Raw genomic sequence first — 25643 nt, 5'->3', positions numbered from 1 at the left:
GTTTGGGCTACGTGCGTCGCTCGCCTACGGCAGCCCAGCCCAGCTGGCATTGCCTTTCGCAGTCGGGTATGTGCCTGCGGAGGCTCGATCGGCTCAGCGGGTGCCGTGCAGCGATGCAGCGACCTTGGTCGACCACCACCGGTCGCACTCCGCCTCGTCGTAGAGCACCCGACGACCGACCTTGATCCCGGCGGGGCCGCTACCGACGTGCCGCCAGTAGCGGACGGTGGCCGGGCTGGTGCGGAACCGGACGGCGACCTCCTCGGTGGTCAGCAGACGAACAGTCATGGCATCTCCTCGGGAAGACACGAGTGAAGCTGGTCGATTCGAGGAGGCGCCGGCCTTGTGCGGTTGCTGCCAGCAGCGTTGGGGTGACATCGAACTAGTCGACGTCACCCCCGGCTGACTGGCACGTCACCCCGGCGTCGTGATCAGCGCGGGCGGGGTGCTGTCCGGCTGCGGATGTAGAGCCGGCGGGTCATCGAAACGCCGATCGCGGTCAGGGCGACGGACAAATCGTCCAGGTCCCGGTTGTAGATGCGGCCGGTGTCGAGCTGGGTGATGAGCTCATCGAGCAGGCGGGGCCAGTCGTGGCGGGTCGGCGGGGTGGTTACAGGGGACTCCACGCGTCGTTCGACGACCTGCACCGCCGAGAGCCCGGACGAGGCCGCACGAGCCTGCTCCCAGGCTCGCTGCCGGCACGACGCCGAGCACCACTTCGGGAGCCGCCCCGTGGCCTTGACGGTGATCGGGCCGCCGCACCAACCGCACGTCGACTCGGCGCGCCGCCGGGCTTGCGCAACAGACTCGACGGCCTGCGTTGGATCTGCTGCTGGATCACCGGTCTGTGAAGCGCTCGGTCGCCGCTCCCGCAGCCCGGTTGCTCGGCGCTGCGCCTCAAACCGCATCGGTGCATTCCGGCGCCTGCCCATGCTGGCCACTGTCCGGATGGATGTCTCAGTCGACGTCACCCCGATGCATCACGACGCAACAACAGGCCCGGGTGCAGGAGGTGTGTCGATCGCGATCTTGATGGTAGTGGGCGGGGCCAGCCGGCCTTGTCATCCGCTAAGGAGCAATCGTTGCTGTGGGCTGGCCCCTGGCGCTAGCGGCGCGGGTCCTCGTATCTCCTCATTCGCCAGCGTGAGAGAAAGGGTCCGTTTCCGGACTACGGGCCGTTCGCGTGACGTCCCATCAGTCGCCGACCGGGGGTGAGGCCGCACTTCAGCCCTCGTTCGAGTGGAGGCCGGGCTGGTTATTCGGGCGGTGACAACGTTCGCCCGAGTGCGCCCCATCCCTTTCGCGAAGCCGGCGCACCGGGTCCAGGCGCTCCTGCCTACAACCTGGGTCAGGCCCTTTAGATCTGTAGACGGCCAGCGGGGTGGCGGCGATGGAGTCCGCGTCGCCATCCATGGGAGGCGGCTGTCCCGATCTTTGGACGAGTTGAGGGTGATCGGGCGGGCCAACGGAGGGCCCACTGAGGCAGGCCTCATACTGAAGTCACGCTCGGGACGTGGAATGGCCACGCTGAACTGCGGACGGCATTGTCCGAGTCCAGTCCCAATGTGGGACATTTTCTAGTCACGAAAGGTAGCCGGCGGGCTGTGGTGACGCTAATGCCGGGTCCCGGCGATGGGCAACTTTCATCTCTGGCCCTACGACGTTAGGTTACCTGGCTGCTGACTAGCCAGCGCGCGAATCAGAGGACTCGCCTCGACTCGGTAAGGGTTCCCTTTGGAGCTTATCCGACTTGCGCAGTAGACGATGTCAACGTGCTTACGGGCCCTTGTGATCGAGACGTACAACTTCCTGCGCCCTTCGGCGACCTCTTCGGATGTCGGATTGAATCCGGGTAAGGCGGCATTGTCCGCTCCGGAGATGATGACGACGTCGAACTCTAAGCCTTTCGAGGCGTGGATCGTTGACGCTAGAACATGACCAACTGCCCGCGCGCGCTTGCCCATGTCCTCTACCGTCATGTGAGCGAGTGGTCCGCCGGGGGAGATGGCAAAGCGTAGCCGCTCGTATTCGCTTACGTCGTCGTCGCCCAGTCCGCGACCACCATCTACTAGCAGCCCAGTTAGGTCCTGCACGAAATCCCAAGCGAGTGACGTTGAATCGTGCCGGATTAAAGTGCCGATGAGTGTGCGCAGCTTAGTGTGCCGCTCCGACCGATCGCCGCCCGAGATGAATTGACGGAATAAAGGAACGATATCCGAGAGTAGTAGGCTGCGGACGTGCCGCTGGCTAATCCAAGCTGAGGCGGTCTCCACCAGAGATGTCAAGGGTGTCGTGCGCCAGTTCTCGTCCGAACGGGCAAACACAGGGATTGCGGCGTTCCGCAGTGCCGCAGCCAGGGCGTCTCGGTCGCTGCCCCACGGGGAAACGACAGCGATCTGGTCCGCCGAAGTCCCCTCCTTGATTGCCCTACGGACCAGCTCCACGGTGTATCCAACCTGAGCGTCGACCGTAGCTTGCTGCGCATGTACTACGACCGCTCCACCCGCGCCCGTTCCTTGAATGACCCGCTGCTGACCGAGTACTGCGAGGGCGCTGTCGATAATTCCCTGGCCGTTACGATAGTTCCGTTCGAGAACGACTCGATGGATGCCTTCCTCGGCGGCCAGGCGGTTTAGTAGTTCAGGGTGGGCCCCCGAGAAGGCGTAGATCGCCTGGTCCGGGTCGCCTACCGCAAAGAGACGAGTCTTGGAGCCTTTGCGCAAGGTTATTGCGCGAACTATTCGGTCCAGGCCAGGTGCCAAGTCCTGATACTCATCGACATACATTTCGGCGAACGCTGCACCTACGGCGCGCGCGATCCACTGATTGTCCTCTACCAGCGACACTGCTGTGGCAATGATGGTGTTGTAGTCGTACACCCCCTGGGTGGCGAGGGTCGTCTCGAACGCTTCGGCGAGCGCTGCAATCCGCGGCCCACCTAGGAGCGGATTTCCGCTCAAATCCAAGCGCTGGCGGACGACGTTCATCGTCGACAAGGCGTTTCTTCGGTCACCACCTCGAAATCCCGCAGCCTCAAGTGCTAGCTCCCGGCAGGCGCGGTCTTCTTGAGGGGTCGCCAGTCGGCGCTCTTTTATAGACTCGAACCCAGCGAGCGCGGCGAATGGTGAAACAATCCTGCTGAAAGCGAAGCCGTGTACTGTGCCCACGAACATCGTGGAGCGCGTCTGGAGGCCAAGTGAAGCAAGACGCCTGCGCAACTCGCCGGCGGCTTCGTTGGTCATCGTGATACAGGCGACACCACGAGGCGGTCTCACGCGCTGTCGAGCGACCGAATCTGCCAGCTTTGCTGTCAGTAGCTGAGTCTTGCCGCTGCCTGGTGGGGCGAGAACCACACAGTGTCCAGGCTCTTCAAACGCTTCCCACTGCTGCGGGTTGCTTTGAAGAAGCTGCTTGACCTCGTCGAGCCTAGTCACTTGTTGAGCCAGTGGAGCGCGCGCTCGATATATGGGGGCGTGTCTAATGACGGGGCACGTGAGGCAAGTCGTTGGGCAAACCTGCCTTTGGAGACCCCCATGCCCTTAACGAAGGCGGTCCCGTCTCCGTTGAGTAGCTTGGACTCGTTCTCGCTGGACTTGGTCGTCGTTGTCGCGAAGCTCGCCGCCGCTGCGGCCATCGCAGAGGCGTTTGCCGCCGACGTATCGAACAAATCTGCCTCAAGCGTAACGGTGCCCATGAATAGTCCAACCTCCTCCGCTTGCGACGCCTCGACTCCGCTTAGTCTGGCCAGTCGCGCGACGCGTTCCGGTCCAGTCTTCCCGGGTCCAGCAGTGGGATCTCCGTCGGTTATCACGGCGTATGGGGTGCCGATCGCACGAAGGAATCGGATATAGGAGGCGAAGTGCGTCCCATGCACTGAACACACTGTTATGCCTTCCTCGTCCAAGCGGCGCGGTCCCCCGGCCAAGAGTGGAACTAGGACTTGTTCAGCGAAACCTTCTACAAGCATCACGCGCTTAGCGAAAACCATTTCTGACCGCGTCGCGTCAAGGTAACGTTGCAGGTCATTCCATTCAACCTCACTCAAGTCCGCCGCGCTTGCCGAGTAGGCGCGCGTGCCTCCTGTGTCGGGCCTCAGGAGGACCAAACTCTGAGGTGGAGTAACGGACACGATATGAGGACTGTGGGTAGTAACAATAGTGCTGATCTTGGGAGACGTCTGCGACAGTAGCCCGGCAAACATTCGACGCTGCAGATGTGGATGCAGGTGGGCTTCGGGCTCTTCGATGGTTGTGAGGGCGTGCTCGATCTCACCGCTTTTTATCTGGCGAGCCAAATCGAGTCGAAGAAGCGCTATGTACAACACATTGAGGGATCCCAGACTGGCGCTGTTCAGATCGCGCTGGGCGGCCCCGTCAAGGAAGAGTCGAAGATTGCGCAGAGTCCGCGTGGGATCGACCGGGGTGAGATCGAGTGACGGCTCGAGTGCGTGGATTGATCCGACCAACAGTTCCGTTTGCGCTTTGATCCGCACTGCCGCGTCCTGAACTTGGGATAGATCCCGAATTGCATCGTTCGCCGCCGCCAGCGCATCTTCGACGGTCTCCATGGCGTCTGCAGGAACGCTCGTTGCGATCTCGTCGATGATCGGGCGCAGCGGCGACCGTCGCCAGGACGCAAGATCGGACTCCACGTCGCGCAGAGCGTGCATGTGTGTGTGGTGTAGGAAGGACCGCAATTCTCCGCCGACGACGTTCTGATCGTCCTGCCCCCCAAAAATGATCCACTCGTAAGGTCGACCTTCGGCCGACGACTCTGCTGCTCTCGGGCGGTATAGGAACGTGAGGCGGGCGCGCATCGGATCGCCGGCTATGAGGGATGAGTGCAGTGTGGCTAGAAGACCCTCGTCGTCTTCAAACTCTTCTACTTCTACTGCGATCGTGACTGTGGCACCCGTGCCCATAGGATCGGAACCCAAGTAGTCAGAGAAGTCGGCCGCGGAGAGCCGGCGGTCGTAGCTGGACAGGTGGGGGTCTAGAACGAGACGGAGGGCGTGCAGCATGTTGCTCTTTCCCGCGCTGTTCTCGCCGACAATGACAGCGCCGTCGCGCATGGAAATGTCGACGTCCACCAGGTTGCGAAAGTTCTTTATGACGAGCCGACTGAGGCGCATGCTGTGAGCCTAGTGCGGAGCGGATGTGACCGAACATGAACCGTGTTGGCAGGCGTGTCTTCGCCCGAGCCGATGTGCCTACGTCGCTCCGGTTGGCTGGCGCTCGCGTGCCTCGAAGGATCGTGCCCGAGGGATGCGTCGTCGACGAGTCATTCGCCCGGTGCGTGATGCTTGCGGAGTCGTCAGGTCAGTGGCCCGCGAGGGCGCCGGGTGAGGCATTGCAGCCACCTGTTTGGCCGCCGTTGCGGGAGTGGTCAGGTCCCAGGCGGGAGACGCCAAACCTGAGCCTTGTCCCACCCCGGGGCGGCTTCAGGGTTGGTCGTTACCTCGCTTGCGACGGTCATGTGGCGGGCCGCGGCTCTGGCGAGCGGTCAGGGGACCGTTGAGGGTGCCGCGGTGGACGGCTGAGTTGGTGACGGGTCAGAGGTTGAGCCTCGCAGGGCGCGGTGTTCGAAGCCGGGGTGCTCGTGGTTAGGCAGGACACCGTCGGCTCGTCCCTGACTTCCGTGGCCCGCCTGGCGGCCTGCTGCTGCGTGATGCTGGAGTCAAAGGGGGCAGTTGGCCGAGTCCGACGTAGTCAAGGAGCCTCCGAGTGCTCGCCGCGAGCCGATGGGCTGCGCGCCGACTCAGGGCGTCAACGCCGCTGGGCGTGGACGCCGCATGATGCGATTGATTCTGTCGGCTAGGCATCGTTTACTCATCGAAAACGTGCTAGGACGAGCAGATTCACCCAACGCGATCCAACCCGGGAAGTGCTGGTCAACGGGCTGTCTCATCAATGGTCGCCACTGATCAACTAGGTCAAGATCAAATCGCAGGGTTACTGGTTCAAGTCCAGTCGGGGGAGCCTCCACGCCCCTGATCAGCGCGATGCTGGTCGGGGGCCTTTCTCGTGTCCGGATCTGCCTTCGCGACGGGGGTCAGGGCCGGCGGACGGCGTAGCGCAGCAGGACGACGCCGTTGCCGAACCGCCGGGCTGCTGTTTCAGCGCCCGCATCTCGTCGCGTCCACCTCCGCCCGCAGCGACGCGTCGGGGCCGACCTCCTGCAGCGTCCGGGAGAACACCGAACTTCGGCACTGACCGCCAGATGCCGGCGAACTCCCGCATCACCGCCGGGTCGTCCGGGTCCTCGTCGGCGGGCGGTCAGACTGCCTCCATGAGCTCGTAGCTGACCCGGCCCTCCAGGAAGGCGCTCATGGTCGCGAGCTGCTCGTTGACGTGTGCGTGCAGCTCGTCGTCCACCATGTGCCAGCTCAGGTCGCGGTCCGGCCCCTCGAAGCACCCGTCCACCGACACATCATCTGCACGACGATCGTCCGCATGCCTCCTCCTGGTCGACGACTCGGTCCCGGAGCTGAGACCGGTGGACGCGGACGATCTCATCGGTGCCACGATCGACGGCCGGGACGATGGAGGAGGCAACGTGGACCTCGGACCACCGACAGTGGCCGTCCGGCACCCCGACGCGGTGACGCACTCCCCGGACGGGCTGGCCGTCATCGACGCCGACGGCGTCTTCGTCAACGGCAACCCCGCCGCCGCCGAGCTCTGCGGGCTGACCCCGTCGACCCTCGTCGGAGCCCGCTCCCCGTTCCCGCCGTCGTCGAGCGTGGCCCCCACCGGCGAGCTGACCGTCAGCTGCGAGCCGGTCCTCGGCTCCCGCCGGGAGCTGGCATACAGCCTTCGCCCCATCCCGGACACCGATCGCTGGGTCGTCTCCTTCCGCGACGTCACGGTGAGCCGGCTGCAGCAGCGCCGGCTCGCGGCGATCGCCACCGTCGCCTCCAGCGTCGCCACGGAACGCTCGCTCACCGGGACCCTCGAAGCGCTCGCCCAGGAGGTCGCGCGCACCGACTCGCTCGCCGGCGTCCAGATCCTCACCGTCAACTCGTCGGGCGACCGGCTGCACATGATGGGCGCGGCGGGCTTCGGCCGCGAGCACGACTTCTTCGACAAGCTGCTCGAGTGCCGGGCCGCGGGTGCCGAGCTCCTGATGCTGGAGTCCCTGGCGATGCGGGAGCCCGTCGTGCTGCCGGATCGCTACGCCCGGGTCCTGCAGGACCCGGCGTGGGCGCCGCTGCACGACTACCTGCGCCACCCCCGGTGGGAGTCGTTCGTCAGCCTCCCGCTCCTGGCCCGCGGCGCACCCGTGGGTGTCCTCAACGCCTTCTTCGCCCCCGGTCAGGTCGTCGGGGAGGCCGAGCTCGACTTCCTGCTGGCCATGGCCGAGCAGGCCGCGATGGCGGTGGACCACGCGTCGCTGCTGGAACGGGAGCGAGAGGCGGCGCGCACCGAGGAACGCCAGAAGCTGGCGGTCGACCTGCACGACTCGGTGGTCCAGCAGGTCTTCTCGATGATGATGCAGGCCCGGTCGCTGGCCGTGCTGGTGGGCCGGGGCCTGCCCCCGGCGCCGGAGCAGGTGGCCCAGGTGGCCGACGAGCTCAGCGGTGTCGCCGCGGACGTGCTCGCCGACCTGCGCGGCATGGTGGTCGAGCGGCGCTCGGCGACCACCGCCGGTTCCGGGCTGGTGCCTGCCCTGCGGTCCCTGCTGGACGCCACGGCGGCGCGCACCGGGCTGGCCGTCAGCCTGCGGGTGGCGCCCGCGGCGGACGAGTACGCGACGCTCGACCCCGACCTCGTCGAGGACGTCTACCGGGTCCTCGCCGAGGCGGTGCACAACACCGTCAAGCACGCGGACGCCACCGGCATCCAGGTCCTGCTCACCATGACCACCGACGGCCGACGCATCGAGGCGGAGGTCACCGACGACGGCCGGGGCGTGGACGCTGCCGCGCCGGAGCACCCCGCCGCAGCATCGAGCGGGTTCGGCATGACGACGATGCGGGAGCGCGCAGCCCGCTGGGGCGGCACCGTCGCGGTGCGGGAGGTCCCCACCGGCGGCACCAGCGTGCAGCTCTCCCTCCCGGTGCCCGCGTCCCTGCCGGCCGTCCCGTGACCCGGCCAGGAGAGATCGGCGTGCTCGTCGTCGACGACCACGCGGTCCTGCGCCGCGGGGTGGTGGCCTACCTCGAGGCGCTGGAGGACGTGGTCGTGGTGGGGGAGGCCGAGAACGGGCAGGTGGCGCTCGACCGGCTGGCCCGGGCCGCCGCCCACGGCGAGCTGCCGGACGTCGTCCTGATGGACCTGCAGATGCCGCAGATGGACGGCGTCACCGCGACCGGGGAGGTCGTCCGCCGGTTCCCCGGCGTCAAGGTCGTCGTCCTGACCAGCTTCGGGGAGACCGAGCGCGTCCAGACCGCACTGCAGCACGGTGCCTCCGGCTTCCTCCTCAAGGACGCCGGGCCGGCCGAGGTCGACGCGGCGCTGCGGGCCGCCGTCCGGGACGAGGTCTTCCTCGACGCAGCCGTCGCCGGTCGCCTGGCGCGGGGGATGCGCGGACCGCAGACCGGCCTGGGCGTCCTGACCGCCCGGGAGAGGGAGGTGCTGGTCCTCGTCGCCCGGGGCCGGTCCAACCAGGAGGTCGCCGACGAGCTCGCGATCAGCGAGCGGACGGCGCGCAGCCACGTGAGCCACCTGCTGATGAAGCTGGGGCTCACGTCCCGCACCCAGGCTGCGCTCGTCGCCGTCAAGGAGGGGCTGGTCGACCCCGGCTGACCGCCGCCGTCCGGCCTCGAGGGCCGGACGGCGGGAGGCTCAGCGGGCGCGGTACGCGTCCCGGGCGAACTGCACGTAGGGCGCCGGGGCGACGGTCGCCCGGATCTCGACCTGTACGTGCTCCTCGACCTGCGGCTTGGCCGAGTTGGGCTGCTCGCCCCACAGCACGGTCACCTGGGTGCCCGGCTCGGCGTGGGCGGCGTCGATGGTCGCCAGCGAGAGGACCTCGCGCTCGTTGGCGACGTAGCCGCAGTCCAGCGAGACACCCACCTGCTGACCGCCGACCAGCACCTTGTCCTCCTGGTGGAGGGCGTACCGGATCTTGGGCAGGTCCATGTACTTCGCGCCGGGGCCCTCGCCGACCAGCGACCCCATCGCCGCGGTGACGTCCTCGGCGTTCCAGACGAGGGTGACCTTGGTGCGCCGGGGCTGGTCCGCCATGGCCTCCAGGGCGGCGCGGCCGACGAAGTCGTGGTCGAACTTGATCGTCCTGCCGTACCCCAGGTCATGGGGGGAGAGGTAGTAGTCGGTGATGTCGTCGGAGTCCTGGCTGCCGCCGATCGACCCGAGGGCCTCCACCGGCAGCCAGTCCCGGTAGGCGGCCAGCAGCGGGTCGTCGCCGAAGATCGCCGGCAGCGGGGCGGGCGCCCACCCGGACTCCAGGTTGGCGGTGGAGTAGGCCTTGGCCCCGGCGCGGACCAGCCCGTGGTCCGCACCGGCCGAGAGCAGCGCGGCCAGGACGTCGGCGCCGTCGTCCCAGGGGCCGAACAGCTCGAAGCCGGGCTGGCCGGCCATGCCGTGCCGCAACGCCCACACCTGGTGCCCGGCGATGGTCAGCCGGGCCATCGAGAAGAACCGCGTCTGCGGCACCGGGGCGCCGGTGACCTGCTCGATCAGCGGGAGCGCGGTGGGGCCCTGCAGCTCGTAGCGGTAGAGCTTCGGCGGGCCGGAGGCGCGGACGGCGGAGTTGTCGTCGCGCTCGGCGGTCACGTCGAAGTCGCCGGTGGCGAGGTGGAACTGCACCCAGTCGATCACCATCGGGTGCCCCACCAGGTCGAACTGCCCCTCGTCGAGGTGGAACAGGATGGCGTCGCCGATCAGGTGCCCGTCGGGGGAGACCGCGACGTACTGCTTGGCCTTGCCGGGGCCGAAGGTGGCGAAGGAGTTGACCGCCAGGCCGGAGAGCAGCCGCACCGCGTCGGGACCGGACAGGAACAGGTCGGTCATGTGGTGGGACTGGTCCAGCAGCGCGCAGCTCTCCACCCACGCCCGCTGCTCGGTGCGCCAGTTGGTGAACTCCGGCGCCACCGGGAAGGTGTGCGCCCGGGTGGCGCGGTTCCGCAGCAGCTCCAGGGGGCTGCCGACGCGGGCGATGGCGGCGGACACGGACTCGTCGGACATGGCAGACCTCTCCTCGGGTGGCGGTGCGCACGGCAACGCTAGGCAGCAGCGCTGTGCTCCGCGTCACGCGGATGACCACCCCCGGCTGCCGTCCGGTCGCGGTGCACGCGAGTCATCCGACGCGGACGTCCAGCACCGGCTCTGCGAGCATCGGGTCCCCGATCGACCGGAGGACCCGTGACCGCCGCCCCGGGTGCGCGGCTGGCCGTGCTCACCTCGTCGGTCTTCGTCGGCTCCGGGGTGCCCCACCCGGACGGCGTCGTCTTCGACTTCTTCCGCGTCGGCTGACCAGCCGACCGCCTCCTCCACGCCGAGCCGCAACGGAGTTCCCCGCGCGGATGACGATCCGGTGACAGCTCGGTGCCAGGTGGTCGGCTCCGGACCCAGGGGGCACATCTGAGACGTCAACGACCCCGAGCGGAACGAGGAATCGAGATGACGGAGAGTCGTCCGCGGACGGAGACGAACGTCCGCGATAGCGCCGTGGCCGAGCCCGCCGGCGTCAGCGGGGAGGGGGCGACGACGCGCACCGACGTCGCCGGTCCCGGCGTCGGTGGCGCCCACGAGGTGCGGCCCGAGCTCCCGGCGGCGTCCCGCCGCGACCGGGTGCGCTGGGGCCCGGTGTGGGCCGGCCTGATCGTGGCCGTGCCGACCTTCCTGCTGCTGCAGGTGGCCACCCTGGCCCTCGGCTGGTGGGACGTCGGCGCCAACGACGGCGGGAGCAACGCCGACTGGCTCAGCGGCGTCAACGGGCTGATCGCCCTGTTCCTGGGTGGGCTGACCGCGGGGGCGACCGCGCTGTGGCGCGGGTTCGCCGAGGGGCTGCTGCACGGCATCCTGGTGTGGGCGCTCACCGTGGTCTCCCTGGTGTTCCTGACGCTGTTCGGCGGTGGCGCCCTGTTCGGCTCCCTCGCCGGCCTGGTGACCGACGTCGCCGGCATCCAGCAGGCCAACCTGCCCGACGTCCAGGCCGCTCAGGCGGCGGACGTCGCCCGGACGAGCGCCGGCTGGGCCGCCCTGGGCCTGGGGCTCTCGATCGCCGCAGCCGCCGTCGGTGGGGTGATCGGCGCCAAGATGTGGCCGAGCAAGAAGGCCACCGACGCGGACCGCTCCACCGTCCGCTGACCGGTCCGGGGACCCGGGCGCGAACCCGCGCCCGGGCCCCCGGCCGTGCGGTCAGCGAGCGCGGCGCCAGACCGCGAGCGCAGACGCCAGTACCCCGGTGCCGACGGCGGCGAGGGCCCCGTGGTGCCGGCTCGCCCAGATCTGCGGGTCCCAGCGGCGCGCCTGGTGCGGGAAGCTGCCCTGCGCACCGAAGTCCCGCCCGCCCGCGCCGTCGGCGGGCTCCCACAGGTTCACCGGGTCGTCCGCCGACGCCTTCTCGCCCCGCTGCTGGCCGTCGTAGCCGGTGCGGGCGAGGTACCAGTCGAGGAACTGCGGCCACACCTTGTTGCCCAGGATCGTGTACACCGTCGGCGTCCCGACCCACCACGCGCGCCGCTGCGGGTGCTCGCTGGCGTGTACCAGGGCCTCCGCCATCGGCGCGACGGCGTAGATCGGCGGCACCGGCTGCGGGCGCTCCGGGAGGCGGTTGAGCACCCAGTCGAACTGCGGGGTGTTCACGCCGGGCAGGTTGACCATCGTCACCCGCACGTTGCTGCCGTCGTGCTTGAGCTCGGTCAGCAGTGACTCGGTGAAGCCCTTGATGGCGTGCTTCGCCCCGCAGTACACGCTCTGCAGCGGGATGCCCCGGTAGGCCAGCGCCGACCCGGTCTGCACGATCACGCCGCGGTCGCGGGGGCGCATCCGGCGCAGCGCCGACATCGTGCCGTGCACGAACCCCAGGTAGGTCACCTCGGTGACCCGCGCCCACTCCTCGGCGGTGATCTGGTCGAAGGGGGCGAACGCCGTGCTGAACGCGACGTTGCACCACACGTCGATCGGGCCGAGTTCGGCCTCCACCCGGTCGGCGGCGGCGTCGACGGCCGCGGCGTCGGAGACGTCGACGGGGATGACCAGCGGCGTCCCCCCGGCCGCCCGGACGTCGTCGGCGGCGGCCGCGAGCCCGGTCTCCCCGCGGGCCAGCAGGGCCACCCGGTCACCGCGGCGGCCGAAGGCGACGGCGGTGGCGCGGCCGATCCCACCGCTGGCGCCGGTCACCACCACCACCCGCCCGGTGGTCGACTCCTGCGCATCGGTCACGTCTGTCCTCCGCTTCCCTGCGTCGTCTCGGTCGCCGTGGGTGTGCGCGACCGGCAGCGCCGGCAAACTCGGCGCGACGGCCCGGGAGGCGGGCGTCGGTCGCCGCCATCATGATCATCCGCATGGTCGACAGGGAGACGGGCGCGTGAGCGCGCCGGGGGAGCCACCGCTCAACCGCTGGGAACGGGCCGCCGAGCGGGATCGGCAGCGGTCCGGCGACGAGGCGCGCGCCTTCCTCCGCCGGCGTCCGTTCGGTCAGTACCTCGTCGTCCAGCTGGCGTGGGGGTGCCTGGGCGCAGTGGTGGGCCTGGTGCTCAGCGGCTGGGAACTCGCCGCGGTGAACTTCCTGCTGCTGGCCGGCGGGGGGCTGCTGGCCCGCGAGTTCGTCCGGCGCCGCTACGCCCACGACCGGGACGCCCAGCCCGAGGGCTGATCCGGTGACCGGTCAGGCGGTGGGCGGCAGCAGGCGGGGGGCGAAGACCTCGTCGATCGGCCGCGGGCCGATGTACTGCCGGCAGCTGCACGCCACCCAGGTGTGCCCGGCCCACTTGCCGCGCTTGGTGTAGGCGTCGCGGGCCACCTCGGAGTGGCAGGTGCCCCGCTCCGGGTCGTGCTGGCTCAGCGGGTGCCCGCAGGCGCACACCGCCTGCGGCAGCGCCGGTGCCGCGTTCCGTCGCCGGCCCAGCCGCCCGGCGCCGAAGCCCAGCCCCAGCAACGCAGCGCCCACCAGCAGGCTCAGCGGGTCCACCGGCCACCTCCTCGACTCGCCTCCGACGGTAGCGCCGTCCGGCCCCGGGTGGCAGTGATGATTGACCGGTTGTGGCCTGGGGCACAGCAGGTGTGTGAGCAGCTACGCCGTCGGCTTCGCCCGACCAGACCGCCGGTCCTGGGCCCAGCCGGCAGACCAGCCCATGTCCTGGCACGCGGTGGAGGCCCACCGCCCGGCCGACGAGCTCGACGGGGAGGTGGAACTCGCCGTGTGCGGTGCGATCGTGCAGGTCTGGGGGACGCAGCGGTGGGAGCGGGTCGGCGCCGGACGGTCCAGCTGCGCGGAGTGCCGGCGGCGGACGGCGCAGGAGCTGCAGCGGGTGAGCTGACTCAGATCGACTGCGGCGGCTCGGGAGCGGTCCGCGGCGCGGACCGGCGGCCGGTGATCGCGGAGATGCCGGTGACCTCCCGGCCGACGATCAGCGCCTGCACGTGGTCGGTGCCCTCGAAGGTGTAGATCGCCTCGATGTCGGCGTGGTGCCGGGCCACGTGGTGCTCCAGCAGGATCCCGTCGCCGCCGAGCAGGTCCCGCGCGTCGGCCACGATCGCCCGGGCCTTCTTCGCGTTGTTCATCTTCGCCAGCGACGCCATCGCCGCGGTCATCCGGCCCTCGTCGGCCAGCACCGACAGCCGCCAGCACAGCAGCTGCATGCTGGTGATCTCCGCGAGCATCCGGGCCAGCTTCTCCTGCACCAGCTGGTAGCCGGCGATCGGCTGGCCGAACTGCTCCCGCCGCAGGGTGTGCGCCAGCGCCAGCTCGTAGGCGGCCTCCGCCACACCGAGCGCCCGCCAGGCCACCGTGTACCGGGTGCGGTCGAGCACCTTCGCGACGTCCTTGAACGACCGGCACTCCGCCAGCCGGTTCTCCGCCGGCACCCGCACCCCGTCGAGGGTGATCTCGGCCTGCCACACCGCGCGCAGCGCGGTCTTGCCGGTCATCCGGGTCGCGGTCCAGCCGGTCGACCCCTTCGGGACGACGAAGCCGCCGACGGCGCCGTCCTCGTCGCGGGCCCAGATCAGCACGAGGTCGGCGATGGTGCCGTTGCCGATCCACTTCTTCGCCCCGGTGAGCACGTACTCGTCGCCGTCGCGCACCGCCCGGGTCTCCAGCGCGACGGCGTCCGAGCCGTGCTGCGGCTCGGTGAGCCCGAACGCGCCGATCGTCTCCAGCCGGGCCATCGCCGGCAGCCAGCGCTCCTTCTGCTCGTCGTTGCCGAGCATGGCGATCGACTGCATCGCCAGGAAGCTGTGCACGCCGTAGAACGTGCCCAGGCTGCCGTCGGCGCGGGCCCACTCCCGGGCCACCAGGCCGGCGGCGACCGCGCTCATCCCGGGGGAGCCGTACCCCTGCACGGTGCCGCCCGCGATGCCCAGCCCGGCGATGCCCGGCAGCAGGGAGTGGGGGAACTCCGCGCGCTCCCAGTAGTCGTTGATCACCGGGGTGACCTCGCGGGCGCAGAACTCCCGGACCCGGTCGCGGACCTCGATCTCCGCCGGTTCCAGCAGGTCCTCGAGGACGTAGAAGTCGGTGCCGGCGGGGGTGGTGGCAGCGCTGCTCACCCGGCGGACGCTACGCGCGCCCCGGGTCAGCGGCGCTCGAGGGTCCCGCGCAGGAACGCGGCCTGCCCGGCGTGCTGCAGGTCGTCGGTGATCACGCTGACCAGCCGGACGCCGAGCGTCACCGGCGGGTCCCAGCGCTCGTCGACGACGCGGTCGAGGTCGTCGTCGGTCAGGCCGCGGACGAACTCCGTCGTCCGGCGGTGCACCTCGGCGGAGTACCCGGCCAGCAGCTCCGGGTCGGTGACCCGGGTGGCGGCGACGTCGTCGCTGCTGAAGCCGTAGCCGATGGCGCCGGGGTCGAAGGGGAGGCCGAACCGGTCGGCCCAGCCGGCCTCGGTCCACGCCTGCTCCCGGCCGGCCACCTCGGCCACGTGGTCGTCCTGCACCCGGACGAGGTGCCACACCAGCCAGGCGATGGTGTTGGCCTCCGGGTCGATCCGCTCGTTCAGCAGCGCCGGGTCCAGGCCGTCGAGCACACCCCGGACGGCACCGTCGACGTTGTCGAACGCGGTCAGCAGCAGGTCACGGCTCAGCATGCCTGCCGACTACCCGGTGAACGGGCGGCGTCAACCGGTCCTCGGCACCGGCGGGTCGCGTGGGACGCGCCGGAGCCGCGCACGACGGGCTTGCGGCTCTGTCCCGGTCGTCGTTGAGTGACCCTCGTCGCGTTCGGGTCGGCACAGGGGGACGTGCACCGATGATCGAAGGCCAGGGTCCGGGGCGTCCGGACGGGCCACGGCACGCCGCCCCCCGGGAGCGCCGCAGCGGCACCAGCGGCGTGGTCGCGGCCGGGCTGGCCGCTGCTCTGCTGGTCGCCATGGGGCAGCCGGACGGCGTGGCTAGCACCGGCTCGGTCGTCCCGGGGGCCGCGGACGACGGGCTGCCCTGGGCCGCCTCGATCACCCGGGTGAGCGGCTCGGCGAGCGAGGACGTGCCCCCTCGGCGTCCCGGGTCCACGCCCGCCCCGCAGCCGCCGGCCGAGGCCGCGCCCGCCCCGGCGTCCACCGCGGGCATCCGCACCGTCGCCCAGGTGCAGGGGAGCTCGCCGCTGGCCACCAGCGGCATCCCGGCGGTGGCGCACACGGCCTACACCCGGGCGGCGGAGGCGGCGCCTGCGGCGTGCGGGGTCACGTGGGAGCTGGTCGCGGCGATCGGCCGGGTCGAGTCCAACCACGGCCGGTTCGCCGGCGCGGTGCTGCAGCCCGACGGCACGTCGGTCCCGCGGATCGTGGGGATCGCACTGACCGGCGCCGGTGCGACGGCGGAGATCCGGGACACCGACCAGGGCCGGCTGGACGGCGACGCGACCTACGACCGGGCCGTCGGGCCGATGCAGTTCATCCCCTCGACGTGGGCACGGTTCGCGGCCGACGGCGACGGTGACGGCCGCAGCGACCCCTTCGACCTCGACGACGCCGCAGCCGCGGCCGCGCGCTACCTGTGCGCCGCGGGAGGCGACCTGTCGACCACCGCCGGGCAGAGCCGGGCGGTGTTCGCCTACAACCACTCCAGCGAGTACGTCGCCTCGGTGCTGGGGCTGGCCGCCACGTACGCGGGGACGCCGGCACCCGGGCCCGCTCCTGCGTCGGTGGCCCCTCCGCCGTCCACCCGGCCGACGCCGGATCCGCAGCCCGAGCCGCCGGCCGTGCTGCTGGCCGCCGAGCCCGCGCCGGCCCCGCCTGCGGTTCCGGAACCGACGCCGGAGCCGACGCCCGAGCCGCCCGCGCCGGCGACCACCCCGGAGCCGCAGCCGGAGCCGACGCCCGAGCCGAAGCCGACTCCTGAGCCAAAGCCGACTCCGGAGCCGACGCCATCGCCTGAGCCGGAGCCGACACCCGAGCCGAAGCCGACTCCTGAGCCGAAGCCGACCCCGGAGCCGACGCCTGAGCCGACGCCGACGCCGACGCCTGAGCCAACGCCCACGCCCACGCCGACTCCTGAGCCGACGCCGACGCCGACGCCAGAGCCGACGCCCACGCCTGAGCCGACGCCCACGCCTGAGCCCACGCCCGAGCCGGTGCCGTGCGACCCCGAGGTCTGGACGCTCGACGTCCTCGACGCCTCGGGTGACCCGGCTGCCGGCGAAGGCCTCACCGCGCAGCTGACGGAGCACGGCTCCGTCGTCGGGACGGTGACGCGGGCCGAGGGCCGGACGGAGTCCGCCGTCGAGTTCCCGGCCGGACGGGAGGACGAGGCCCGGGTGCTCGCCGAGGCCCTGGGCCTGGGCGAGCGGGTGCGCGAGGCCGACGTCCCGCAGCTCACCGTGGTCCTCGGCGCCGATGCTGCCGAACTCCTCGCGGTCCTCGGTGAGCTGCCGGACCTCCCGATGGTGCCGTGCGAGGTGGCGCCCACCGACTGACCGGGTGGCCGGGCGCTAGGTTGCTCCGAGCGTCCGACCCGGCAGGAGGCCCGTGTTCCACTTCATCTCCCGGCTGACCCGTGTGGTGGGCAGCCGGCTGCGCGGCTGGCGGCTGCCGCTGGTGGTCATCGTCGCCGTCTTCCTCACCAGCTGGCTGGCGATGGCCCTGGTCGAGCCGGCCGACAGCGAGATCGCCGCGCCGGGCAACTACTGGTGGTACTTCGTGGTCACCGCGGCGACGGTGGGCTACGGGGACCTGTTCCCGGTCTCGAACGGCGGGCACGTCGTCGGGGCCTACGTCATCGTCGGCGGGATCGTCACGCTGACACTGCTGTTCACGCGGTTGGCCGACTACCTGTCGTCGCTCCGCGGCAAGCGTTTGAGGGGTGTCGTGGCACTGGACCTGACCGACCACGTCGTCGTCCTGGGGTACACCCCGGGGCGCACCGAGCGGATCCTCACCGAGCTGGTGACCGAGGGCTGCGGGGAGATCGTGCTGTGCGCCTGGGAGGACGTGCACGAGCACCCGGTGCCCGAGCAGCCCACGGTCTCCTTCGTCCGCGGCGACCTCACCGGCATCGACGTGATGACCCGGGCGTGCGTCGCCCGCGCGCGCACCGTGATCGTCGACGGCCGCGACGACAACGAGACGCTGGCGATCGCGCTGGCGGCCAACCACGCCAACCCCGACGCGCACATGGTCACCGCCCTGCGCGACCTGGGGCGCCGGGACAACCTGCGCTACGTCGACCCGCGGATCGCCTGCGTGCAGTGGCACATGCCCTACCTGCTCACCGAGGAGGCGCTGGACCCGGGCATCACCGACGTCTACACCGACGTCATGAGCCACGGCGGGCACGGCAACACCTACTCGGTGCGCCTGCCGGCCGGCCACCGGTTCGCCGCCTTCGGCGACTGCCAGGTGCACCTGGGCCGGGAGTTCGGCGCGACCGTGCTGGCGCTGCGCGACGGCGGGGAGCTGGCGGTCAGCCCGCCGTGGGACACCCCGGTCGCCGAGGGGACGACGCTGTACTACATCGGGCGACGGCGGATCGAGGCCCGGGAGCTGCTCAGCCGCTGACCGGGCCGCCGTCCTGGCCGCCGTCCTGCCCGGCGGGCATCAGCGTGCTGAGCAGCCGGGCGGTGTGCTCCACCGTCGGCAGGAACCGGGCCATGCTGCGCGGCTGGGCCCGTGCGGAGAAGCCGCACAGGGTGCCGAAGAGCTCGCCGGAGCGGGTCACCAGCGGCACCCCGATGTAGGCGGCGATCCGTTCGGGGTGGCCGGCCAGCAGCTGGGAGTACACCGGGACGGCGGCGGTGACGGTCGCGACCCGGGGGCCGGTGCCGCTGACCATCGCCCGGCAGAACGTCCGCGCCCACGGGAAGGCGGTGCCCGCGGGGACCGCCTCGCGGGGGTGGGCGTGCAGCACGACCTGCTCATCCCCGGTCACCTCCGTCAGCATCCAGACGTCGAGGCCGATGGTGCGGTGCAGGTGGGTGAGCGACGCGCGGACGGCGCCGGTCCAGTCCTCGAACGGAGCGAGGTCGTCGACCAGCGGAGGGCGCATGGAGCAACCTGAGCCCTGACCGGGGCGCTCGTCAATCCCTCCGGTCGCATCCGATCCGGAATCGTTGCCCGCGTCGCGTCGACCGGCGCGGTCGGTCACGAGCCGGCGCCCAGCCGCCGGCGCAGCACCTCCTCCTCGCGGCGCAGCACGACGCCCACCAGTTCCCGGACGGCGGACTCCGCCTGCCGACCGATCAGCGGCGCGTCCACCGTGGCCTCGCCGCTCACCGTGGCGCGCGCACCGGCGGGATCGGGCAGCAGGCGCCGCTCACCGGTGACCCGCACGGGGCGGCCGAACACCTCCGCCTGCACCTCCAGGTCGCTGTGGTGCCCTCCGGCACCGTCCGGCGCCCAGGCGGTCCGCTCCCGCACGGAGACCCGGTCGCCGACGAAGCGGGCGAACACCGGCGGGATCCCGGTGGTCGGCGCCGACAGCCGCACCTCGGTCGCGGGCCGGTCGCCGTCGGCGGTGACGGTCAGCTCCTGCACCTCGGCGCCGAGCGCTGCGGCCCGCTCGCGGAGGAACGCCTCGTCGGTGAGCACCGCCAGGAGCGCGTCGGGGCTGGCGGGGTAGCTGGCGTCATGGGCGATCGGCACGCCCCCATCCTGCGCCGTCCAGCCGACCCCGGCCCGCCGCGGGCAGGCCCAGTTCGGTCCGGACGGCGGCGAGTGCGGCGTCCGGCGGTGGCAGCCCGCCGGAGGCGAGCACGGCGCCGTCGGCGATCAGGGACTCCACGGCCAGCCCGGCGCGCACCGAGCGCCGCAGTGCGGCCCCGCGCAGTCCCCGGCGCCGTCCGTCGCCCACCAGCGCGGGAACCAGCCACAACCAGTTGGACGGGGCGACGACCTCGACCGCGACGTCCTCGGGCAGTCCGTCGCGCAGTGCGCGGTAGACCGCGCCGACCGGGTCGTCGTTGCGGGCCGCGTGGGCGTGCCCGCCGGCGTCGAAGGGACGCACGTCCCCGCTGCAGCACCCGCCCCCGGCCGCGCCCCGGGCACTGCGGACGAGCACGACCCGGGAGCTCACCGCGGCTCCTCCCGGGAGACCGCGGACCGGTCCTCGGCGCCGGTCGTCGTCGGCCGGTCGCGGAAGGCGGCGCGCAGCGCCAGGGCGGCCTCGACGATCAGCCACAGCGCGAGCAGGAAGATGGCGGCGTCCAGCGGGGCCAGCACCCACTGGTCGTCGCGGACGAAGTTGCGCAGGTTGACCAGCAGCGCCCACGACGTCATCGCCAGCAGGAACACCAGCGGGACCAGGACCGCGATCGGGCTGCGCCCCCGGCGGGTGACCCAGACGGCGATGACGGCCAGCGCCAGGCCGGCGGTGAGCTGGTTGGTGGTGCCGAACAGCTGCCACAGCACGCCGAAGGTGTAACCGGCCTCCCCGCCACCCGGCAGCAGCGCCATGGCCAGCGGGATCAGGACGGCGATGGTGGTGGCCAGGCTGAGGTTGCGGGCCAGCACCCGGATGCCGGTGAGCTCGCCGATCTCCTGGACGACGTAGCGCTGCAGCCGGACGCCGGTGTCCATCGTGGTGGCGGCGAAGCTGATCACGACCACCGCGGCGAAGATCGTGGCGAGGTCCAGCGGGATGCCGATGTTGTTGGCGAAGACCGCGACGCCGTTGACGAAGTTGCCGGTGGCGCCGCCCGACGCGGTGGCGAAGTCGGGGTAGAGCGCCTGCCAGTCGGCCTGGGAGGCGGCGACGCCGGCGGTGGCGGCGAGCACCGCGCCGGTGGCCAACGACCCCTCACCGACCGCGCCCATGTAGCCGACGTAGCGCGCGTCGGTCTCCCGGTCCAGCTGCTTGGACGTCGTCCCCGAGGCCACGAGGGAGTGGAAGCCGGAGATGGCGCCGCAGGCGATGGTGATGAACAGGAACGGGAAGAAGCTCGGCGAGCCCTCGGGGACGTCGTTGACCAGCGGCGCCTGGATGGTGTTGAGCCCGATGATCACACCGAGGGAGATGACGCCCAGGGCGATGAACAACTGGTGGCTGTTGATGTAGTCGCGCGGCTGCAGCAGCACCCAGACCGGGATGCGCGAGGCCACCCAGGTGTAGACGAACAGCAGGATGACCCACAGGTTCCGGGTCTGCTCGAAGCCCAGTGTCTCGGCCAGGCCGTCGAGGGACACCGGGACGGCGTTGCCGACCAGGATCAGCGCGTAGAGCAGCACCACCCCGACGATCGAGGGGATCAGCGCGGAGGACCGGGTCCGGTAGATGTACTGGCCGATGACCATCGCCACCGGGATCTCCACCACGATCGGGATGACCGCGCCGGGGTTGGCGACGAAGAGGTTGCCGATGACCACGGCGAACACCGCGTTCACCAGGGTCAGCAGGAAGAAGATGATCGCCAGGAACAGGCCCCGGGCCCGGCCGTTGACGACCTCCCCGGCGAGGGTGCCGATGCTGCGGGCCTTGTGCCGCACCGAGACGACCAGCGCGCCGAAGTCGTGCACGCCGGCGGCGAAGATGGTGCCGAGCACGATCCAGGTCAGCGCCGGTCCCCACCCCCAGAAGACCGCGATCGCCGGGCCGACGATGGGCGCGGCGCCGGCGACGGAGGTGAAGTGGTGGCCGAACAGGACGTGCTTGTTGGTGGGCACGTAGTCGTTGCCGTCGTTGAACTCGTGCGCCGGCGTGACGAACGCCGGGTCGAGCACGTACACCTTCCGGGCCAGGTAGCGGGAGTAGTACCGGTACCCCAGGAAGAACAGCACCCCGACCACGGCGGCCACGACGACTGCGGGCACGACGACCTCCAGCGCAGGGCGGCCCGAGCGGCCGCAGGAAGAGAGAGTAGACAGCGGATGTGACGGCGCACACAACACCCACGCGGACGATCCGTGCCGCCGGACTGGCCGAGCTGGTCTGGCGGCGCCCCGGTGGTCCGCCGGGCGCGCTCGGGGTGGTGCCGCTGCTGCTCGGCGAGCGACCGGCCGTTGCCCTTCCGTGGGCGCAGGTCGCGGCCGCCCGCAGCGTCGCCGCCGCGGACGCGGTCGCCCTGGTGCTCTCCGATCCGCGGCTCACCGGGCCCGGCTGGGAGCCGCTCGTCCTGCACGGCCGGTGCACCCTGGTCGAGGACGGCGACGGCAGCCTGTTCACCGAGGACCTGCTGCCGCAGGAGCTGCGCAAGCACCCGCCGTCCCGGGCGCTGGCCGACTCCGCGATGCTCCGCCGGGAGCACTGGTGGTACCTGCCGCGGCTCGTCCTGCTGCTGGACGACGTCCGGGTCGCCCCGACGAGACGCCGGGACGGGCCGGCGGACGTCGTCCTGGCCGTCGACGACGGCGGGCTGCGCGTGGGCACGGTCCGGGTGGGGGAGTGGGCCGCCGACCCGCTGGTGGTCGACGGCGCCCCACCCGTCTCCGGCCCGGCGACGCTGGTGGGGCAGGAGGTCTCGGTGCCCGACGCCGAGCGGTGGACGGTGCACGTGACGACCGGGCGGCTGGCCGGTGGGGCACTGGTGGACGTGGTGCCGGCGGCGACCCGTGAGCTGGAGCCGACGCCGGGGCTGCTGACCCGGGTGCGGCGGCAGCGGGCGCTGCACCGCGCCTGTGTGGCCACCCTGCGGGAGGCCGGGCACGCCTGACCGGGTGATTGCCGTCCAGGTCGCCGCAGGCCAAGGTGGGCGCGTGCCTCCGCTGCGTGCGCCCTACGCCTGGTTCGCCGGTCTCTACGCCGCCGCGTTGCTGGTGGCGCAGCTGCCCGGCGACCCGAGCGGGGACGTCCCGCTGTCCTGGCTGGCCGTCGACGCCCTCCTGGCGGTGCTGGCCTGGCGGGGGAGCCGGGTGGCCTGGGTGGTCCTGGTGACGCTGCACCTGCTGTTCCTGGGCACCTTCTTCCTGCTCGTCTGGCCGATCGGGTGGCAGCTGGCCGCCTTCTACGGCCTGCTGGCGCTGGCGGTGGTGCCGCTGCTCAGCCGGGAGGCCCGCGGGGCGCGGGCGGTGCCGGCCACCGGCTGAGGCGCGCTCACCGCCGGTCGAACCGGGTGACCTGGTCGGGGACGGCGGTGAACGGGTTGGCCCACTCGGACGGCGCGCCGGTGATCGGCTGGGCGTCGGTGACCACGCTGAACGGGGAGCCGGGGTAGATCGCCAGGACGCGGGAGGCCGACGTCAGCGTCTCGGTGTGCTCGAGCACCTCACCGCGGCGGAGCAGGCGGGTGGTCCGCTCGCCGCGGAGCTCCTCGCCGACCTCGGCGTGCCAGACGGCGTCGTCCTGGCGGAAGGTGATCGCCCGGACCCGTTCGGCGGCCGGAGCGGCCTCGACGCCGGCGAACTCGGCCAGCGCGTCGTAGAGGCGCTCGGCCTGCTCGGCGTCGGCGGAGCGGGGGACGAAGAAGGCGACCATGCGCGCAAGCCTGCCCGCTCCCACCGACGGTTCCGGTCGGCTCGACCGCGGCCCGGACCCGGTGGGGTGACGCCGGGACGGGGGAACTCGGCGGCTGCGGCTACCGCGCGTGACGGTCAGCGGATGAGATCCACGGGTGACCAGCCCCCAGGACCGCCCGATGCCGTCGCTCAGCCAGCCGAGGCGGGTGGGGGCGTCGCTGCTCACCGTCGGCGCCGTTGCGGGCCTGATGCTGTTCGCGACGTTCGGGCAGTTCACCGTCGAGGACAGCCCGTTCCCGCGGTCGGTGGTCCAGCCGGATGGACCCCCCGGACAGCGGTGAACGCCCCCAGGGAGCTCCTCAACGTGAGACGGGGTCGAGGTCGCTCGCGTCCAGCGAGGTGAGGTCGGCCCGCGTCGGTGCGGCTTCCCAGTCGCCCTCGGTCAGGCAGGCCAGCGCTCCGCAGCGGATGGCGGTGTCGAGCCGAGCGTCGAGGTCGCCGCCATCGACCAACGAGGCGAGCCAGCCCGCGACGAACGCGTCGCCCGCGCCGACCGTGTCGACGGCTGCCACCGGGAACGCGGCCTGGCGCAGGCGGTCGCCGTTCGCGGTCGCCGCGATCGCGCCGTCCTCGCCGAGCTTGACCACGGCCTGTCGAGCGCCGAGCGCGAGCATCGCGTCGAGCTGCCGTTCCGGGTCGCTCTCCCCGGTGAGGAGCTCCGCCTCGTCGTTGCCGGCGAAGAGCAGATCGGCGCGTCCGGCGAGCGCGAGGTAGCCGCGTCGCGTCTGCTCGATGTCATCGACGAGCGTCGCGCGGTGGTTCACGTCGAACGACACGAGCGTGCCGCTCTCGCGGGCCAGATCCGCGGCGTGCGTCGCGGCATCCCGCGGCCCCGCACCCAACGCCACCGATATCCCGGTCACGTGCAGCACCTTCGCCGAGGTCACGACGTCGGTCGGGACGTCGGCCGGTGACAGCCGACTGCCCGCCTGCCCGCGCCGGTAGTAGGTGATGCGGCTGGCGCCGGGACGCACGCGCTCCTTGAGCATGAGCGCGGTCGCCGCTGCCGACTCGGTCGCCGCATGCACGGCGACGCCCTCGGCGCGCAGTTCACGCGCGATCATCGCGCCGACCGCATCGGTGCCCAGGCGACCGATCCAGGCGGCCGAGCCGCCCAGTCGGGACACCCCGATCGCGACGTTGCTCTCCGCACCACCGAAGGTGAGCCGCATCCGGTCGCCGCGCGAGAGGCGCCCTGTCTGCTCGCCGACGAGCAGGCCGAGGCTCTCACCGACGACGACGACATCGGCGGGGGAGGTGCTCACCCGGCCACCTCGACGGCCTCGCGGGCGCGTGCGGCGACAGCCTCGCCACCCTCGGCCGCGGCCTGCGTGATCCAGCTGCCGCTCACCGCGAAGACGCTGGCGCGGGAGAGGTAGTCGGTGAGGTTGCCGGGGGAGACGCCGCCCGACGGCATGAACCGGATGTCGCGGAACACCGACGCGTAGGCGTCGATCAGCGACAGCCCGCCGAACACCCCGGCCGGGAACAGCTTCAGTCGCGTGAGACCCGCGGCGCGGGCGCGCTGCACCTCGGTGGGTGTGATCACCCCAGGCACCATCGGCACGCCGGCCTCACTCGCGAAGGCGACGACCTCGAGGTCCAGGCCGGGGCTCACGAGGAACCGAGCGCCCGCGTCGACGGCCGCGCGGGCCTGCTCGACCGAGAGCACCGTGCCCGCGCCGACGAGCAGGTCGTCGCGCTCGGCGAGGCGCCGCACCGCCGTCATGCCGAACTCACCCCGCAGCGCCACCTCGACGACGGGCAGCCCGCCGGCGACGAGACCCTCGCCGATGGCCTCGATCGTGTCGGGGTGCGCGACGGAGGCCAGCGGCACCACTCGGTGGGTGAACAGCGGGTGGTCGCCACTCATCGCCCGAGCCACCCGCCGTCGACCGGGAGGATCACCCCGGTGACGTAGTCCGAGGCGGCCGAGGCGAGGAACACCGTCGCGCCACCGAGGTCGCTGGCCTGGCCCCAGCGGGCGGCGGGGATGCGAGCGAGGATCGCCTGCGCGCGGTCGGGGTCGCCGCGCAGCGCCTCGGTGTTGTCGGTGGAGATGTAACCGGGGGCGATCGCGTTCACCGTCACGCCGAGCGGCGCCCACTCGTTGGCGAGCGCCTTGGTGAGTCCGGAGATGCCCGACTTGGCCGCGGCGTAGCCGGGGACGTTGATCCCGCCCTGGAAGCTGAGCAGGCTCGCGGTGAAGATGACCTTGCCGCGTCCGCGCTCGATCATCGACCTGCCGATCTGCTGCGTGAGCACGAACTGGCTGTTCAGGTTCACGTCGAGCACCTCGTCCCACCACTCGACGGGGTGCTCGGCAGCGGGGGAGCGGCGGATGGTCCCCGCGTTGTTGACGAGGATGTCGGTGCGCCCGGCCACGGCCGCGCCAAAGGCGGTGACGGCCTCGCGGTCGCGGAAGTCGACGCGGTGCCCTTCGAACTCGCGGCCGAGTTCGCGCACGCGGCGGCCGATCTCGCCGCCGTCCTCCTCCTGGCCGGCGGAGGCCGCGATGATGTCGGCACCCGCGACCGCGAGTGCTTCGGCCATGGCGAAGCCGATGCCGCGGCGCGCTCCGGTGACGACGGCGGTGGTGCCGGTGAGGTCGAACATCGCGGTCATGCTGGTGCTCCCG

Annotated in this window: 28 protein-coding genes; 10 read left to right on the top strand and 18 right to left on the bottom strand. The window is 71.5% G+C overall.

All coding sequences use genetic code 11. The annotated features are described in order from the left end of the window. Positions 1-93: 93 nt before the first annotated feature. The 5 genes from ACI795_RS14410 to ACI795_RS14390 all read right to left on the bottom strand — a co-directional run bounded on the left by ACI795_RS14410 (position 94) and on the right by ACI795_RS14390 (position 6422). Positions 94-288 carry a helix-turn-helix transcriptional regulator gene (locus ACI795_RS14410; protein ID WP_457076226.1) on the bottom strand — a complete coding sequence of 65 codons (195 nt, stop codon included), beginning with the start codon at positions 286-288 and terminating at the stop codon, positions 94-96. 143 nt (positions 289-431) lie between these two features. Then, the gene (locus tag ACI795_RS14405; protein WP_457076225.1) at positions 432-647 is read right to left on the bottom strand and encodes a hypothetical protein; all 216 of its coding nucleotides are present in this window, start codon (positions 645-647) and stop codon (positions 432-434) included. 1008 nt (positions 648-1655) lie between these two features. Then, a complete protein-coding gene (locus tag ACI795_RS14400) occupies positions 1656-3434 on the bottom strand; it encodes a UvrD-helicase domain-containing protein (protein ID WP_457076224.1) in 1779 nt (592 codons plus the stop codon). After that, on the bottom strand, positions 3431-5131 hold the full coding sequence (locus ACI795_RS14395; protein WP_457076223.1) for an ATP-dependent nuclease: 1701 nt from the start codon (positions 5129-5131) through the stop codon (positions 3431-3433). The genes ACI795_RS14400 and ACI795_RS14395 overlap by 4 nt, the downstream gene beginning before the upstream one ends. A gap of 1144 nt (positions 5132-6275) precedes the next feature. After that, positions 6276-6422, bottom strand: a complete 147-nt coding sequence (locus ACI795_RS14390; RefSeq protein WP_457076222.1) for a hypothetical protein — start codon at positions 6420-6422, stop codon at positions 6276-6278. A gap of 73 nt (positions 6423-6495) precedes the next feature. Between ACI795_RS14390 and ACI795_RS14385 the strand changes: the two genes are divergently transcribed. Both ACI795_RS14385 and ACI795_RS14380 read left to right on the top strand, forming a co-directional pair. Next, entirely contained in the window at positions 6496-8088 is a 1593-nt protein-coding gene (locus tag ACI795_RS14385; protein ID WP_457076221.1) for a GAF domain-containing protein, read from the top strand. Further along, on the top strand, positions 8085-8747 hold the full coding sequence (locus tag ACI795_RS14380; protein ID WP_457076220.1) for a response regulator: 663 nt from the start codon (positions 8085-8087) through the stop codon (positions 8745-8747). The genes ACI795_RS14385 and ACI795_RS14380 overlap by 4 nt, the downstream gene beginning before the upstream one ends. Positions 8748-8786: 39 nt before the next feature. Here ACI795_RS14380 and ACI795_RS14375 read toward each other — a convergent pair whose 3' ends face one another. Further along, positions 8787-10148 (bottom strand): aminomethyl transferase family protein, encoded by a 1362-nt coding sequence (locus ACI795_RS14375; protein WP_457076219.1) that lies wholly within the window; start codon positions 10146-10148, stop codon positions 8787-8789. A 435-nt stretch (positions 10149-10583) separates the two neighbouring features. Between ACI795_RS14375 and ACI795_RS14370 the strand changes: the two genes are divergently transcribed. Beyond that, positions 10584-11273, top strand: coding sequence for a permease (locus ACI795_RS14370; protein ID WP_457076218.1), 690 nt, complete (start codon positions 10584-10586; stop codon positions 11271-11273). 51 nt (positions 11274-11324) lie between these two features. On the opposite strand, the gene ACI795_RS14365 is transcribed toward ACI795_RS14370, so the two are convergent. Continuing rightward, positions 11325-12350 carry an SDR family oxidoreductase gene (locus ACI795_RS14365; protein ID WP_457076217.1) on the bottom strand — a complete coding sequence of 342 codons (1026 nt, stop codon included), beginning with the start codon at positions 12348-12350 and terminating at the stop codon, positions 11325-11327. A gap of 145 nt (positions 12351-12495) precedes the next feature. On the opposite strand from ACI795_RS14365, the gene ACI795_RS14360 reads away from it, so the two are divergent. After that, complete coding sequence (locus tag ACI795_RS14360; RefSeq protein WP_457076216.1) at positions 12496-12783, top strand: hypothetical protein; 288 nt, start codon at positions 12496-12498, stop codon at positions 12781-12783. Positions 12784-12795: 12 nt separating this feature from the next. On the opposite strand, the gene ACI795_RS14355 is transcribed toward ACI795_RS14360, so the two are convergent. Next, the gene (locus ACI795_RS14355) at positions 12796-13098 is read right to left on the bottom strand and encodes a hypothetical protein (protein WP_457076215.1); all 303 of its coding nucleotides are present in this window, start codon (positions 13096-13098) and stop codon (positions 12796-12798) included. A 94-nt stretch (positions 13099-13192) separates the two neighbouring features. Between ACI795_RS14355 and ACI795_RS14350 the strand changes: the two genes are divergently transcribed. Continuing rightward, entirely contained in the window at positions 13193-13447 is a 255-nt protein-coding gene (locus ACI795_RS14350) for a hypothetical protein (protein WP_457076214.1), read from the top strand. A gap of 1 nt (position 13448) precedes the next feature. Here ACI795_RS14350 and ACI795_RS14345 read toward each other — a convergent pair whose 3' ends face one another. Continuing rightward, positions 13449-14678 (bottom strand): acyl-CoA dehydrogenase family protein, encoded by a 1230-nt coding sequence (locus tag ACI795_RS14345; RefSeq protein ID WP_457076213.1) that lies wholly within the window; start codon positions 14676-14678, stop codon positions 13449-13451. Positions 14679-14704: 26 nt separating this feature from the next. Continuing rightward, positions 14705-15214 carry a mycothiol transferase gene (locus ACI795_RS14340; RefSeq protein ID WP_457076212.1) on the bottom strand — a complete coding sequence of 170 codons (510 nt, stop codon included), beginning with the start codon at positions 15212-15214 and terminating at the stop codon, positions 14705-14707. A gap of 161 nt (positions 15215-15375) precedes the next feature. Here ACI795_RS14340 and ACI795_RS14335 point away from each other — a divergent pair, with 161 nt between their 5' ends. After that, positions 15376-17037: a lytic murein transglycosylase gene (locus tag ACI795_RS14335; protein ID WP_457076211.1), complete on the top strand. Its 1662-nt coding sequence runs from the start codon at positions 15376-15378 to the stop codon at positions 17035-17037. A gap of 52 nt (positions 17038-17089) precedes the next feature. Next, positions 17090-18118, top strand: coding sequence for an ion channel (locus ACI795_RS14330; protein WP_457076210.1), 1029 nt, complete (start codon positions 17090-17092; stop codon positions 18116-18118). On the opposite strand, the gene ACI795_RS14325 is transcribed toward ACI795_RS14330, so the two are convergent. From ACI795_RS14325 to ACI795_RS14310, 4 genes are all read right to left on the bottom strand, one after another. Next, a complete protein-coding gene (locus tag ACI795_RS14325) occupies positions 18108-18605 on the bottom strand; it encodes a GAF domain-containing protein (RefSeq protein ID WP_457076209.1) in 498 nt (165 codons plus the stop codon). The two genes, ACI795_RS14330 and ACI795_RS14325, sit on opposite strands and share 11 nt — an antisense overlap. Before the next feature lie 95 nt (positions 18606-18700). Beyond that, entirely contained in the window at positions 18701-19201 is a 501-nt protein-coding gene (locus ACI795_RS14320) for a DUF2505 domain-containing protein (protein ID WP_457076208.1), read from the bottom strand. Beyond that, positions 19185-19631, bottom strand: a complete 447-nt coding sequence (locus tag ACI795_RS14315) for a hypothetical protein (RefSeq protein WP_457076207.1) — start codon at positions 19629-19631, stop codon at positions 19185-19187. Before ACI795_RS14315 ends, ACI795_RS14320 begins: the two co-directional genes overlap by 17 nt. Further along, positions 19628-21364, bottom strand: a complete 1737-nt coding sequence (locus tag ACI795_RS14310; protein ID WP_457076206.1) for a carbon starvation CstA family protein — start codon at positions 21362-21364, stop codon at positions 19628-19630. Before ACI795_RS14310 ends, ACI795_RS14315 begins: the two co-directional genes overlap by 4 nt. 59 nt (positions 21365-21423) lie before the next feature. Between ACI795_RS14310 and ACI795_RS14305 the strand changes: the two genes are divergently transcribed. Both ACI795_RS14305 and ACI795_RS14300 read left to right on the top strand, forming a co-directional pair. After that, positions 21424-22203 carry a hypothetical protein gene (locus ACI795_RS14305; RefSeq protein ID WP_457076205.1) on the top strand — a complete coding sequence of 260 codons (780 nt, stop codon included), beginning with the start codon at positions 21424-21426 and terminating at the stop codon, positions 22201-22203. A 43-nt stretch (positions 22204-22246) separates the two neighbouring features. Then, positions 22247-22576 carry a hypothetical protein gene (locus tag ACI795_RS14300; RefSeq protein WP_457076204.1) on the top strand — a complete coding sequence of 110 codons (330 nt, stop codon included), beginning with the start codon at positions 22247-22249 and terminating at the stop codon, positions 22574-22576. A 7-nt stretch (positions 22577-22583) separates the two neighbouring features. On the opposite strand, the gene ACI795_RS14295 is transcribed toward ACI795_RS14300, so the two are convergent. Continuing rightward, a complete protein-coding gene (locus ACI795_RS14295) occupies positions 22584-22964 on the bottom strand; it encodes a hypothetical protein (RefSeq protein ID WP_457076203.1) in 381 nt (126 codons plus the stop codon). A 136-nt stretch (positions 22965-23100) separates the two neighbouring features. Here ACI795_RS14295 and ACI795_RS14290 point away from each other — a divergent pair, with 136 nt between their 5' ends. After that, positions 23101-23286, top strand: a complete 186-nt coding sequence (locus tag ACI795_RS14290) for a hypothetical protein (RefSeq protein ID WP_457076202.1) — start codon at positions 23101-23103, stop codon at positions 23284-23286. A gap of 18 nt (positions 23287-23304) precedes the next feature. Here ACI795_RS14290 and ACI795_RS14285 read toward each other — a convergent pair whose 3' ends face one another. Genes ACI795_RS14285 through ACI795_RS14275 form a run of 3 tightly spaced genes read right to left on the bottom strand, consistent with a single transcriptional unit; the run spans position 23305 to position 25630 of the window. Beyond that, the gene (locus ACI795_RS14285) at positions 23305-24270 is read right to left on the bottom strand and encodes a sugar kinase (RefSeq protein WP_457076201.1); all 966 of its coding nucleotides are present in this window, start codon (positions 24268-24270) and stop codon (positions 23305-23307) included. Continuing rightward, positions 24267-24878 carry a bifunctional 4-hydroxy-2-oxoglutarate aldolase/2-dehydro-3-deoxy-phosphogluconate aldolase gene (locus ACI795_RS14280; protein ID WP_457076200.1) on the bottom strand — a complete coding sequence of 204 codons (612 nt, stop codon included), beginning with the start codon at positions 24876-24878 and terminating at the stop codon, positions 24267-24269. The genes ACI795_RS14285 and ACI795_RS14280 overlap by 4 nt, the downstream gene beginning before the upstream one ends. Next, entirely contained in the window at positions 24875-25630 is a 756-nt protein-coding gene (locus ACI795_RS14275; protein ID WP_457076199.1) for an SDR family oxidoreductase, read from the bottom strand. Before ACI795_RS14275 ends, ACI795_RS14280 begins: the two co-directional genes overlap by 4 nt. Positions 25631-25643: the final 13 nt, after the last annotated feature.

The organism is Modestobacter sp. SYSU DS0290 (genome assembly GCF_054050955.1).
This window is presented reverse-complemented; position numbering and strand designations above follow the sequence as displayed.